Annotated in this window: 12 protein-coding genes; 3 read left to right on the top strand and 9 right to left on the bottom strand. The window is 75.2% G+C overall.

The genetic code is table 11. The features are described from left to right. Positions 1–24 precede the first annotated feature (24 nt). The 4 genes from ABD811_RS40210 to ABD811_RS40195 form a co-directional block, all read right to left on the bottom strand. Positions 25–993 carry a hypothetical protein gene (locus ABD811_RS40210; RefSeq protein ID WP_344958350.1) on the bottom strand — a complete coding sequence of 323 codons (969 nt, stop codon included), beginning with the start codon at positions 991–993 and terminating at the stop codon, positions 25–27. Positions 994–1,017: 24 nt separating this feature from the next. Continuing rightward, positions 1,018–2,058 carry a molecular chaperone DnaJ gene (locus ABD811_RS40205; RefSeq protein ID WP_344958348.1) on the bottom strand — a complete coding sequence of 347 codons (1,041 nt, stop codon included), beginning with the start codon at positions 2,056–2,058 and terminating at the stop codon, positions 1,018–1,020. Further along, positions 2,055–2,873, bottom strand: coding sequence for an NUDIX hydrolase (locus ABD811_RS40200; protein ID WP_344958428.1), 819 nt, complete (start codon positions 2,871–2,873; stop codon positions 2,055–2,057). The genes ABD811_RS40205 and ABD811_RS40200 overlap by 4 nt, the downstream gene beginning before the upstream one ends. Positions 2,874–2,986: 113 nt before the next feature. Continuing rightward, positions 2,987–3,544: a TetR/AcrR family transcriptional regulator gene (locus ABD811_RS40195; RefSeq protein WP_344958346.1), complete on the bottom strand. Its 558-nt coding sequence runs from the start codon at positions 3,542–3,544 to the stop codon at positions 2,987–2,989. Between the two features lie 51 nt (positions 3,545–3,595). Here ABD811_RS40195 and ABD811_RS40190 point away from each other — a divergent pair, with 51 nt between their 5' ends. After that, positions 3,596–4,024, top strand: a complete 429-nt coding sequence (locus tag ABD811_RS40190) for an SRPBCC family protein (RefSeq protein ID WP_344958344.1) — start codon at positions 3,596–3,598, stop codon at positions 4,022–4,024. Positions 4,025–4,031: 7 nt separating this feature from the next. Here ABD811_RS40190 and ABD811_RS40185 read toward each other — a convergent pair whose 3' ends face one another. The 5 genes from ABD811_RS40185 to ABD811_RS40165 are packed head-to-tail and all read right to left on the bottom strand — an operon-like array spanning position 4,032 to position 9,619. Beyond that, entirely contained in the window at positions 4,032–5,903 is a 1,872-nt protein-coding gene (locus ABD811_RS40185) for a DUF4091 domain-containing protein (protein WP_344958342.1), read from the bottom strand. Positions 5,904–5,953: 50 nt separating this feature from the next. Further along, a complete protein-coding gene (locus ABD811_RS40180; protein WP_344958340.1) occupies positions 5,954–6,817 on the bottom strand; it encodes a class II fructose-bisphosphate aldolase in 864 nt (287 codons plus the stop codon). Continuing rightward, a complete protein-coding gene (locus tag ABD811_RS40175; protein WP_344958338.1) occupies positions 6,814–7,779 on the bottom strand; it encodes a 1-phosphofructokinase family hexose kinase in 966 nt (321 codons plus the stop codon). The genes ABD811_RS40180 and ABD811_RS40175 overlap by 4 nt, the downstream gene beginning before the upstream one ends. Next, complete coding sequence (locus tag ABD811_RS40170) at positions 7,776–8,714, bottom strand: ROK family protein (protein ID WP_344958336.1); 939 nt, start codon at positions 8,712–8,714, stop codon at positions 7,776–7,778. Before ABD811_RS40170 ends, ABD811_RS40175 begins: the two co-directional genes overlap by 4 nt. Further along, positions 8,711–9,619: an SIS domain-containing protein gene (locus ABD811_RS40165; protein ID WP_344958334.1), complete on the bottom strand. Its 909-nt coding sequence runs from the start codon at positions 9,617–9,619 to the stop codon at positions 8,711–8,713. The genes ABD811_RS40170 and ABD811_RS40165 overlap by 4 nt, the downstream gene beginning before the upstream one ends. Before the next feature lie 136 nt (positions 9,620–9,755). Between ABD811_RS40165 and ABD811_RS40160 the strand changes: the two genes are divergently transcribed. Both ABD811_RS40160 and ABD811_RS40155 read left to right on the top strand, forming a co-directional pair. After that, positions 9,756–10,589 carry a DeoR/GlpR family DNA-binding transcription regulator gene (locus ABD811_RS40160; protein ID WP_344958332.1) on the top strand — a complete coding sequence of 278 codons (834 nt, stop codon included), beginning with the start codon at positions 9,756–9,758 and terminating at the stop codon, positions 10,587–10,589. A 174-nt stretch (positions 10,590–10,763) separates the two neighbouring features. After that, positions 10,764–12,050 carry an extracellular solute-binding protein gene (locus tag ABD811_RS40155; RefSeq protein ID WP_344958330.1) on the top strand — a complete coding sequence of 429 codons (1,287 nt, stop codon included), beginning with the start codon at positions 10,764–10,766 and terminating at the stop codon, positions 12,048–12,050. Positions 12,051–12,183 lie beyond the last annotated feature (133 nt).

Raw genomic sequence — 12,183 nt, 5'->3', positions numbered from 1 at the left:
GCGCCGGCCGCCGCCCCTCCGGCGTCACAGGCGGGTGTGGCGGGCCGGGCCGGAGCCCAGGTCGGCGGGCGCGGACGACACCGCGGCCGGGGCCCGGGAGGCGTCGAGACGGGCCAGGGCGCGCGACACCGAGGGTCCGGCGGCCGAGCCGAACTCGTCCAGGTGCTCCAGGCCCTCCCGCAGGTCGATGGCGTCCTCGGCGAGCCCGATCGTCAGCGCGATCGTCTCGCAGACGGCGTCCAGGTCGTCCAGGTACAGGACGTTCTGGCCGAGCAGCCCCTGCCAGAACTCGCGCAACCTGCGGTCACCGGAGTGGTAGCCGCCCTCGGGGATGATGAAGAACACCTCGAACCTGCGCCGCAGCTCCCGGACGATCTCCTCGACGGGGATGTCCTCCTGCGGTGCCCGCCCGATCACCCTGGCGACCTCGGCGCGCTTGACCTCCGGATACGCCAGCTCGTCGCCGATCATGAACAGGTAGCCGCGCCTGCCGCGCTTGTCCAGGCAGTCCATGGCGGTGTGCCGGGCCATGAAGTACATGGCCAGCTCGTAGGACTCGGTCATCTGGCCGCCGCCCCCGCCCTCCAGCAGGATCTTGCCGAGGTCGTCGTCCATCCGGTTGTCGGACTCGAACTGGCCGATCTGCAGCGGGGCCCGGTCGCAGGTGGCGTCGCCGACCGCGCCGAACATGATCTGCGGGTGCTCGACGTAGCCCTTGCGCAGCAGCAGGCCCAGCAGGTCGGGCAGCCGCGTCTGCAGGGTCCTGGGCACCGTGCCCATCGAGCCGGTGACGTCGAACAGCACCGCGATCGCCAGGGACTCGGGGTGCTCGTCGGAGTCGCGGCTCTCCCGGAGGATCACGCCGGACGGGTCGAGGTCGGGGTGGACGGTGGAGGCGCCGCCGTCGCTGTAGGCGAAGGCGCTGGCGCCCGTGGACCTGCGGTAGTCGGCCGCGGCGGCGTAGACGTCGGTGGACCAGCGTCCGCTTCCCATGGGAACTCCTCCTCGTACGGGGTCTTATCGGGTGGCGGGCATCGTGAACGGGCGGAATCTGCGCGGGCCGTACAGGCGCTCCAGCAGCTCGTCCAGTTCGGCCAGCAGCCGCCAGGCGTCACCGGGACGGCGCTCCTGGGCGGGCAGCCGGCAGCCCCTGGCGAACAGCCGCATCGCCTTGGGCGCCCGGTCGCCCATCAGGTGGGTGATGCACCGGGTCGCCATGTGGATGTCGGTGGCGGGGCTCGCCGTCCGGCGGGCCGGGACCTCCGGCGGGTACCAGTCGGCGTAGCGGTCCACCATCGCGGGCACGCGGCCGCCGGTGTCGGTGGCGGCGTGACCGCCGGACACCGAGTAGCACCAGTCGACGAGGACCAGGCCGTGCCGCTCGGGATGGATCAGCACGTGCTCGGGGAGCACCGCGCCGTGCAGCACGCCCGCGCGGTGCGCGAACCCCAGCGCGACCAGCAGCCGCCGCCACATCCAGGCCGCGTCGCGCGGGTCCACCCCGCCGGGATGGGCCGCCCGCACCTCGGCCAGGCTGTGGAAGCCCATGAGCCGGTCCACCACGTTGACGCGGCGGCGCGCGCCCGTGGCCGCGTCCTGGTGCCGGAACGTCGCGACCAGGTTCGGCACGTACGGCCGGAACCTGGCGTCCCCGTCCTCCCGCAGCCGGCGCAACGCCACCGCCTCGCGTTCCATCAGGTCGCTGTCGCGCGGGTCGCGCGGCATCTTGACGAGCACCTCGCCGTCCCGGGGCCCGGCCGCCCCGTAGTGGGAGCGGTAGAGGTCGGCGAGGTCGCCGCACGCCACACGGCCGAGCAGCGGGTAGCTGTGCCGCGGCGTCGTGATCGTGTGGGGGTCGGCCCGCCGGTAGCCGCGCCACAGCGCGTTGAGCCGGGCGAACGCTTCCTGGGTGCGGCCGCCGTTGGCGTCCGGGTGCAGCACGCGGGCCAGGCGGCGGTAGACGCGGGGCGCCTCGGCGGTGTCGTCGCCGAACACCTCGGCGGGGGTGCGGACGCGGTCCAGCAGTGCCAGGGCCTCGTCGAGGTCGGGGATCGTCATCGGACCTCCTCCTCGCGGCTGGGCCGCAGCAGTGCGGGGTGCAGCAGGCGCGCGTCGCCCGCCCGGTAGAGCTTGGGACGCGGGCCGCCGCGCCGTCCGGCCTTGTCGGAGGTGCCGCCCGTGCTCTCCACGAAGCCGGGGACCGACAGGACCTTGCGGTGGAAGTTGCCCGCGTGCAGCTCCTCGCCCCACACCGCCTCGTACACCGCGCGCAGCTCGGGAATGGTGAACTCGGGGGCGCAGAACGCCGTGGCCAGGGGGGTGTACTCCAGCTTCGACCGCGCCCGCTCCAGCCCGTCGGACAGGATCCGCGCGTGGTCGAAGGCGAGCCTGCGCGTGGTGCCCGGCCGCTGGTCCCCCGCCTCGGTCAGGCCGAGCGCGTCCACCGGCGTCCACGCCGCGTCGGCCGCGTCACCGCCCGCGTGGGGGTCGGGCAGCTCGGGCGCGAACGCCAGGTAGGCGACCGAGATGACGCGCATCCGCGGGTCGCGGCCCGGGGTGCCGTAGGTGCCGAGCTGCTCCAGGTGGACGCGCTCCAGCGGGCCGTCCTCGGCGGTCAGCCCCGTCTCCTCGGCCAGTTCCCGCACCGCCGCCTCGGGCAGGTCCTCGGCGTCCCGGACGCCGCGCACGAAACCGCCGGGCAGCGCCCACATCCCCGCGTACGGAGCCTCGCCGCGCCGCACCAGCAGCACGTGCAGGGCGCCGTCGCGGATGGTGAGCGCGACCACGTCGACCGTCACGGAGACCGGGTCGTAGGCCCGCGGGTCATAGCTCTCCAGGAACTCCCGCTCGTCCTGCTCGCCCCACCCGGCCATCACGCCGCCCTCCAAGTCATTCTCAGTCTGAGTTCATCTCAGGATGAGAACAACATAACCGACACATCGCCCCGCGTCCATCCCTTTTCCGGCGGCGGCCCGCGCGGGCGCGGCTAGGCGGGAAGGGTCAGCGTGATGAAGTCGTCGACCATCCGGTCGACCTCCTCGCGATCGCCGGTGGCCAGCAGGTCGAGCAGGGCGCCGCGGGTGAAGGCGAGGACCAGGCGGGCGCGGGTGCGGCGACCGGCGGCGGTCAGGCCTGGGACGTCCTCCAGGCCGACCAGGGGTTCGAGCCAGGAGTCGATGATGCCGTCCAGCAGCGGCGCGGCGCCGGGGTGCCCGGCGAGGGCGGAGCCGTAGAGCTCGAAGAACAGCCGCTCGTAGGGTGCCAGCGCCGGGTCGCTGAGGTGACGCCAGAACGCGTGGGCCAGGTCGCGCGGCCCCAGGCCGGCGTGGGTCTCGCGCAGGCGCGACAGCACCTCCCGCTGGCGCCGCTCCATCTCCCTGACGACCTCGACGAGGAGGCCGTCGCGGGAGCCGAAGTGGTAGATGAGCATGCGGTGGCTGGTGCCCGCGCCCGCCGCGATGTTCCGCAGGCTGCGGTCCCCCACTCCCTCGGCGGCCAGATGCTCGATCACCCGATCCAGAAGCGCGGCCTTGGCGTCGCTCATGAACCAAATGGTACAGTCCTGGCCGACGGATGGTTTTCCTGAGGGGTCGCGATGCGCCATGAGGTCGTGACGGCGGTGCGGGCACCGGCCGGGCGGGTCTGGGAGACGATCAGCACGGTGGAGCGCTGGCCGGACTGGACGCCGACGGTGACGCGGGCCCGGCGACTGGACGACGGGCCGCTGCGCACGGGCGCCCGCACCGAGCTGACGCAGCCGCGCCAGCCGGCCCGGGTGTGGGTCGTCACCGAGATCCGCGACGGGGGGTCGTTCACCTGGACCACGGGCGGCCGCGGGCTGCGCTTCACCGCCGGGCACGAGCTGCGCGACGGCGCGGGCGGCGAGGTCACCGTCGTGCTGACCTTCGAGGTGTCGGGCCCGCTGGCACCGCTGGCGACGCTGCTGGCCGGCCGGACGATCCGCGACTACGTCGACACCGAGGCGCGGTCGCTGAAGGCGTGGTGCGAGGCGCACGCCGGGTGAGACCGGTTCAGCCGGTCAGCTCCCGCAGCAGCAGGCGGCGCGCCTCGGCCATGTCGGCGGGGTTCTTGGTGCGGCCGTCCAGGTCGCGGGTGGCCAGGGTGAACGCCTGCCGCAGGGCGTCGGTGTCACCGCCGCGCCGCCGCCGCGCCTGGGCGATCAGCTCGTAGTCCTCGACGCCCTCGCGGAGCTGCTCCCACCGGATGCTCGACATCGGGCCGTCCTGGCCGGGGTAGACGAGGTACTCGTCGCCCTGGGTGAAGACGAACACGGGCTCGCGGAACACGTCGCGCGGCCAGCTGTTGTACGACCAGCGCAGGAAGCCGTCCAGGCGCCGCGACGCCGCGATCCACGGCAGCATCCGGCCCTCGATCGCCGGTGAGTAGGACAGGACGTTGGGGTGCGGCGGGCGGCCGTAGACGTAGAACGTGGTGATCTTCCCGGCGCGGCGGCGCTCGTCGGCCTTCGCCGGGGTCAGGGCGTCGACGCCGCCCCAGTCGACCGACAGGTTCGACGCGATCGGCTCGGTGTTGACCGACCCCGCGACGGCGATGCGGTCGTCGAACGCGGGCGCCGCCTCGTGCACGAGGTCGCGGACGACCTTCATGGACTCCACCGGCCGCTCGTCGAACGACAGCCAGGTGTGCTTCAGCCAGCCCCTGTCCTCCAGGTGCGCCTGGAAGGCGGTGAGGAAGGCCCGCCAGGCGTCCTTCCAGCGGTCGCCGCCGAGCTTGACGTTCTCGCGGACGGTCCGGCCCGAGCGGGTGTCGACGTAGGTCAGGTGCTCGGCGTCGTGGAACGCCAGCATCGAGTACGCGCCGATCGTGGGGCCGAGACCCGCGCGGCGGGCGGTGCCGACGTACCGGTCGAAGCGCGCGAAGTCGAACCCGAACCGGGTGCCGTCCCACGTCCAGCCGATCATGCTGCCGTACGGCAGGTAGGTCTGCGAGCGGCGCCGTCCGAGCGCCCACTGGTGCCGCCAGGGGTCGTGCACGATCGTGGTGTTGATGACCTTCTGCCCGCGCGAGAGCAGGTCGCGCTGGTAGACCTCGATGAGCTCCCAGTGGCGGCGCGACCAGGGCCGCACGCCGTGCGCCCGCGCGATCGTCTCCGGCTGCAGCCACACGTCCAGGAAGAACCGGAAGGCGGACGCGTCGGGGACGGCCGCGTCGGCGACCTCGACGGTCAGCGGGTACGTGGCCTGTGCCCGGCCGTTCGCGGCGACCTCGATCGTGCCGGTGTAGGAGCCGGGCCCGGCGTCCGCGGGGACGTGGAAGGTGAACCACAGCGGCTGCGCGGCGTAGGCGGGCACGTCGACCGACGGCCCTTCCTCCAGCGGGTCGCCGACCACGTCGGGGTTGCGGTCGCCGGACACCTCGCGGGCGGAGGCGACCTGGTCGACGGTGGCCGACCAGTCGGTCTCGCTCTTGGAACGCATGACCGGTACGTACCGGACGAACCGGACCTGCGGCGCCGGCAGGCGCGCGCCACCGGGCCCGGTCAGGTCGCCGACGTCGGCGCTCACCCCGTCGAGCCGCCGCCCGGCGGCGATGGCGATCTGGGCGGAGACCTGTTCGCCCCGCACCGCCGACAGGCTCAGCTTCCGGGTGTCCTTGCCGTCGATCGTGAACGGGTACCGGGGGACGCGCACCTCCGCCGAGGTCGCGAAGGACCCGGTGGGCACCCAGGTGACGACGCCCCTGGTGCCCATGGCGTCGGCCACCTTGGCGGTCAGCCACGCCGTGGTGGACCCGCCGGCGGACCCGCTGGTGGACGCGGAGTCCGGGTCGGACGATCCGGCGGTGGTGGCGATGCCCGCGCCCGCGCCGGCCGCGAGGGTCCCGGCGGCGAACGACGCCAGCAGCGACAGCTTCCCTGCCATGGTGTCCTCCTTGAACGATCCGCCGGGGCCGTCCGGCCTCAGCGGCGGCGTCAGCTTCGTTCGGCCGGGCGCATCGCCCCGGGGCCGCGCAGCACGCCGAGCAGATGCGTCACCTCCCCGGCCACGGCGTCGCGGGCGGAGGCGACGTAACGCCGCGGATCGACCACCTCCGGATCGGCCGCCAGGTGCTCCCGGATCGCCCGCGTGTAGACCTGGTTGAGCCGGGTGGCGATGTTGACCTTGGTGATGCCGGCGGCGACCGCCTCCACCAGCCCCTCGTCGGGCACGCCCGAGGAGCCGTGCAGCACCAGCGGCACGGGCACGGCGGCGCGCAGCGCGGCGATCCGGCCGAGGTCGAGCGTCGTGGTCCGGGTGAGCATCGCGTGGGACGTGCCGACCGCGACGGCCAGCGCGTCCACGCCGGTGGCGGCGACGTACGCGGCGGCCTCGTCCGGGTCCGTGCGCGCCGTGGGGTCGTGCACGCCGTCCTTGCCGCCGATCTCGCCGAGCTCGGCCTCCACCCAGACGCCGCGCGCGTGGCAGCGGGCGGCGATCTCGGCGGTGACCGCGACGTTGCGGCCGTGCTCCAGCGCCGACGCGTCGTACATGACCGAGCCGAAGCCCAGCTCGATCGCCGTGTCCACCAGCTCGGCGCCGGTCGCGTGGTCCAGATGGACGGCCGCCGGCACGCGGGCGGCCGCGGCCACCTCCAGGACGGCCGCGCCGATGGGCCGCAGCGCGCCGTGGTAGCGCGCCGCGTTCTCGCTGATCTGCAGGATGACCGGCGCGTCCGCGCGTTCGGCGCCCGCCACGACGGCCTGCGCGTGCTCGATCTGCACGACGTTGAACGCGGCCGCCCCGCGACCGGCACGCCGGGCCCGCCCGACGATCTCCCCCGCTCCGACGAGCGTCATGGCCGTCCCCCCTTCGACTCGGCCCGACCGGCGCCGCGTCCCGGGCGGCGCCGGACCTCCCGCACCGCGACCTCGGGCAGGAACCGCTCGTAGGCCACGGCGTCGAACTCGCCCGCCACGGCGGCCACCACCGCCGCGGCCGACAGCGCGGCGGCGGCGCGCAGCCGGTCCGGCCACGGCTGCCCGCGGACCATCCCGTACGTCAGCGCGGCGACGGCGGCGTCGCCCGCGCCGACCGGGTTGCCCGCCAGCCGGCGCGGCGGCACGGCCCGCCAGCAGCCCTCGGCGGTCACCGCGAGCAGGCCGTCCGCGCCGAGCGAGCACACCACCGCCTGCGCGCCCCGGGCCCGCAGCCATCCGGCCGCCGCCAGCGGGTCGGCCCGCCCGCTGACCCGGGCGAGTTCGTCGGCGTTGGGCTTGACCAGGGCGGGCCGTCCCGCCAGCCCGGCCAGCAGCGGCGGGCCGTCCGCGTCGACGACGGCGGGCACGCCGTGCCGCGCCGCCGACGCGGCCAGCACCGCGTAGGCGTCCTCGGGCGCGCCCACCGGCAGCGACCCGGCCAGGACGGCGGCGGCGCCGGGCAGCGACTCCTCGTAGACGGCGCGCAGCCGCTGCCACTCCCCCGGCGACACGGCGGGGCCGGGCTCGTTGAACAGGGTGGCGTCCCCGGCGGCCGCGTCGACCACGGCGAGCGTGCGGCGGGTGTCGCCGCGGACCGGGACGAGCCGCTCGGCGAGCCCGCAGGCGGCCAGGTCCGCGCGCGCCGCCTCCCCGGACGGCCCCCCGCACGGCCCGACCACCAGCACGTCGGCGCCCAGCCGGCGCAGCACCCGCGCCACGTTGACGCCCTTGCCGCCCGCGCGCCGCCCGACCGACCGCACCCGGTGCATGCGCGCCGGCCGCAGCGCGTCGACGTGGTAGGTGACGTCGAGCGCCAGGTTGGGCGTGACGGTGACGATCACCGGGGCTCCCGGGCGTCGAGCAGGTCCCAGGCCAGCAGGCCCGCGCCGACGCAGCCCGCCTCGTCCCCCAGGCCGGCGCCGACGATCGCCGGCGGCGCGTGGAAGGTGGCGCGGTGGCCGAGCGCGCGGCGCAGCGGGGTCAGCAGGGTCTCCCCGCAGCAGGCCAGGCCGCCGCCCAGCACCACGGCGGCCGGGTCGAGCAGGGCCGAGCACATCAGCAGCGCGTCGGCCAGCGCCTCGATCGCCTCGTGCCAGACCGCCAGGGCCGCCGGTTCGCCGTCGCGGGCGCGCCGCACCACCTCCAGGGCACCGGCCGTGCCGCCGAGGGCGCCGCCCGAGGCGGTGCGGTAGCGGTCGGCGAGGGCGGCGCCCGAGGCCAGCGTGTCCAGGCATCCGCGCTGGCCGCAGCCGCAGGGGCCGCCGCCGGGCCGCACCACCAGATGGCCGAGCTCGCCGCCCCGCCAGTGCGCGCCCGGATAGGGACGGCCGTCGATCACCACGGCGGCGCCGATGCTGGTGCCGATCGCCACGAACACGAAGTCGCCCGCCGCGCGGCCCGCTCCGGCGCGAGCCTCGGCGACCGCCCCGGCCCGCACGTCGTGGCCGAGCACGACCGGCAGCCCCAGCCGTTCCTCCAGCAGCCGGCGCAGCGGCACGTCCCGCCAGCCGATCGTGGCCGACAGCTCCGCCACGCCCGCGGTGTCGGCGACGATGCCGGGCGCGGCCACGCCGACGGCGGGCGGCGGGGCGGGGGCGCCCGCGGTGAGCTCGGCGGCGACGTCGAGGACCGTGGCGACCACCGCGTCCGCGCCGCGGTCGCGTCCGGTGGCGCGGCGGGCGCGGCCGGCCAGGGCGCCGTCGCGGCCGACGAACGCGGCCTTGATCGTGCCGCCGCCCACGTCCAGCGCGAGCACCCGGCCGGGCGGCGCGGTCATGTGAGGATCACCGAGCGGGTGAGGTGACGGGGCCGGTCGGGGTCCAGGCCGCGCGCCGCCGCCACGGCCACCGCCAGCCGCTGCGCGACGACCAGGTCGGCCAGCGGATCGCGGGCGGGCGCGACGAACCGGCCGCCGGTGCGGGCGACCTGCTCGGCCAGTCCGCGGCCCGGCTCGCCGAACGCCCAGACCACGCGGTTCGGGCCGGTGACGCTGACCGGGCCGTGCCGGTACTCCATCGCCGGGTACGCCTCGGTCCACGCCCCGGCGGCCTCGCGCAGCTTGAGCGCGGCCTCCTGCGCGAGCCCGTACGTCCAGCCCCGCCCGAGGAAGGTGAACTGCTCGGCGGCGGTCAGCTCGGCGGGCAGCGGCGCGGCGAGCGCGGACTCGGCGTCGGCCGCCAGGTGGTCGAGCGGCTCCCCGAGGTGGGCGCGCAGCAGCACCAGCTCGGTGGTGGCGAACCGGGTCTGGACGACCGACCGCTCGTCGGCGAAGTCCAGCACGACGGCGCCGTCCGCGGCGGCCACGACGGGCGCGGCGGGATCGGCGGTGACCGCGACGGTGACCGTCCGGCCGCGCAGGGCGCCGAGCAGGTCCAGCACCTCGGTGGTGGTGCCGGACCGCGACAGCACCAGCACCCGGTCGTAGCGGCGGCCGGTGCGCGCCTCCGAGGCGGGGAACGCGTCGGTCTCGCCGTGGCCCGCGCGCTCGCGCAGCGCCGCGTACGCCTGCGCCATGAACCACGACGTGCCGCACCCGGCGACGGCGACGCGCTCGCCGGGCCGCGGCAGCCACGCGCGGGCCGCGCCGTCCGCCCGCCGGGCGAGCTCGATGGCGCGCCGCCAGCGGTCGGGCTGGCTCGCGATCTCGGACTCGGTGTGGCTCATGCCCGCCTCCCGGCTCATGCGTCGCCCCCTTCCCGGCGCGGGCGCCTGCTGCGCGTTCTTGCGCGATACTGCGCATGAACTTGCAGAAAAGTCCAGCGGCCCCCTGGTCACAGTGCACATGCCCCGCTCGCCGGGTGTCATGAGGTGGGGGGATGTGCAACCCTTCGTCGGCAATGATCCGCTCACGGAATGGGGGACGTTCGTGGCCCGGTACGAGCGGTGGAACGCCCTGCTCGAACTGCTGGCGGGCGAGGGGCGCCTGGAAGTGGAGCAGGCGGCGCGGGCACTCGGGGTGTCCCCCGCGACCATCCGCCGCGACCTGGACGAGCTCGCCCGGCAGCAGATGCTGACCCGCACCCGGGGCGGCGCGGTGGCGCACGGCGTCTCCTACGACCTGCCGCTGCGCTACAAGACCGCCCGGCACGCCCCGGAGAAGCAGCGGATCGGCGCGGCCGCGGCCCGGCTGGTCGAACCCGGCATGATCGTCGGGCTGAACGGCGGGACCACCACGACCGAGGCCGCCCGCGCCATCGGCGCCCGGGGCGACCTGCGCTCGGCGGGCGCCGGACCGGCGGTGACGATCGTGACCAACGCGCTGAACATCGCCAACGAGCTGGTCGTGCGGCCGCACGTCAAGACCGTGGTGACCGGCGGGGTGGCCCGGCCGCAGTCCTACGAGCTGATCGGGCCGCTGGCGACCGGCGTGCTGCGGGAGGTCTCGCTGGACATGGCGATCATCGGGGTGGACGCGATCGACGTCGAACAGGGCGCCAGCGCGCACCACGAGGGCGAGGCCAGCATCAACCACCTGATGGCCGGGCGGGCCCGCCGGGTCGTCGTGGTCGCCGACGGCTCCAAGCTCGGCCGCCGCGCGTTCGCGCGGATCTGCGCGCTCGGCGAGATCGACGTCCTGCTCACCGACGGCGGCGCCGACGACGCGCGCGTGACCGAGTTCGCCGAGGCGGGACTGCGCGTGATCCAAGCCTGACCCGTCCGTCCCAGACGTGTGGCACGCGGGGGCTTCACTTCCGGGCGCGGAAGTCATTAGAAGTTCGAGAAGTGCAAGTTCCGCGCAAAAACAATCACGCGGCCACCGCATGCGCGGGTGACGGGGGCACGCCCGCTCGTGGACGGGACGACACGACGAGAGGTCGGGCATCACGTGAAGCGTCGGCGCAGCGCTCACCGGGGGGCGGGACGGCCCCGGCTCATCGGCCCGGCCGCCGTCCTGGCCGCACTGGCCGTCGCGGCGGCGCCCGCCGCCGGCGGATGCGCCAAGGGCGGCCTGCCGAACGCGGCCGAGGGCAAGGGCATCCGGTTCGTCGCGGCCAGGTACGACGACGGCACCCGCCCGTACTGGCAGAGTGTGATCAGGGACTTCGAGGCGCGCAACCCCGGCTACAAGGTCCGGCTGGAGGTCGTCGACTGGGAGCAGATCGACGCCAAGACCAAGCGCGAGGTGCAGACGCGGCAGCAGCCGGACGTGCTCAACCTCAACAAGTTCTCCGACTTCGCCCGCGACGGGCTGCTCTACCGGGCCGACGAGGTGCTCTCCCCCCGGACCCGGGCCGACTTCCTGCCGGTCTTCCGGCGGCAGAGCCGCTACCGGGACGCGATGTACGGGATCCCGTTCATCTCCAGCGCCCGGCTGTTCTTCTACAACAAGGACGTCTTCGCCAAGGCGGGCCTCTCCCGGCCCCCCGCCACGTGGGACGACGTCAGGGCCGACGCCGAGAAGATCCGGAGGACCGGTGTGATCCCGCTCGGCCTGCCGCTCGGCCCCGAGGAGGCCGAGGCGGAGTTCTTCATGTGGACGATGAACAACGGGGGCGGCTGGACCGGCCCCTCCGGCCGCTGGGCCATCGACCAGCCCGCCAACGTCGACACCCTGACCTTCCTCCGGGGGCTGACGAAGGCGGGCCTCACCCAGCCGAACCCCGAGACCACCAACCGCAAGGACGTGTTCAACCGGTTCGCCCAGGGCCAGATCGGCATGCTCAACGGCGCCGTGTTCCTGCCCAAGGGCTTCATCGACCCGGTCAACAGGAACCTGCGGTACGGCGTCGCGCCGCTGCCCAGCAGGCACGGCACGACGCACAACACGCTCGGCGTCGTCGACTTCCTCATGGCCTTCAGGAGGGACGGCGGCCGGAACCGCGAGGCGGTGTCGCGGTTCCTCGAGTTCGTCTACCGGAAGGACAACGCCGTCCGGTTCCTGCGGACGGGCGGATTCCTGCCCGTCACGCGGTCGGCGGGCCGGGAGCTGAGCGCCGACCCCTACCTGCGCGAGTTCGTGAAGGCGCTGCCGAGCGCCAGGTTCGCGCCGACCGGCGCCCCCGCCTGGCAGGCGGTCGACGGCGCCGCCAAGCAGTACATCGGCACGGCGGTCGCCGCCGCCGATCCCGCGACGGTCCTGCGCAGGCTGCAGCGGACCGCGGAGAGATCCTAGTTTCGAGGTCAGGGGGACTCGTTGGACGTGGCCCATCGAGAACGCGGCCGTCCGCGAAACGCGCCGGCGGCCGGGCGCGCGGGCCGGCGCGGCCGCGGCCGCGATGTGCGGGCGCGCGGCGCCGGGTCCGCCC

The sequence above is a fragment of the Actinomadura miaoliensis genome (assembly GCF_039536785.1).
In the GTDB taxonomy this organism is placed as follows: Bacteria; Actinomycetota; Actinomycetes; order Streptosporangiales; family Streptosporangiaceae; genus Spirillospora; species Spirillospora miaoliensis.
Note: the sequence above shows the minus strand (reverse complement) of the source record. Positions and strands in the feature narration are given on the sequence as shown.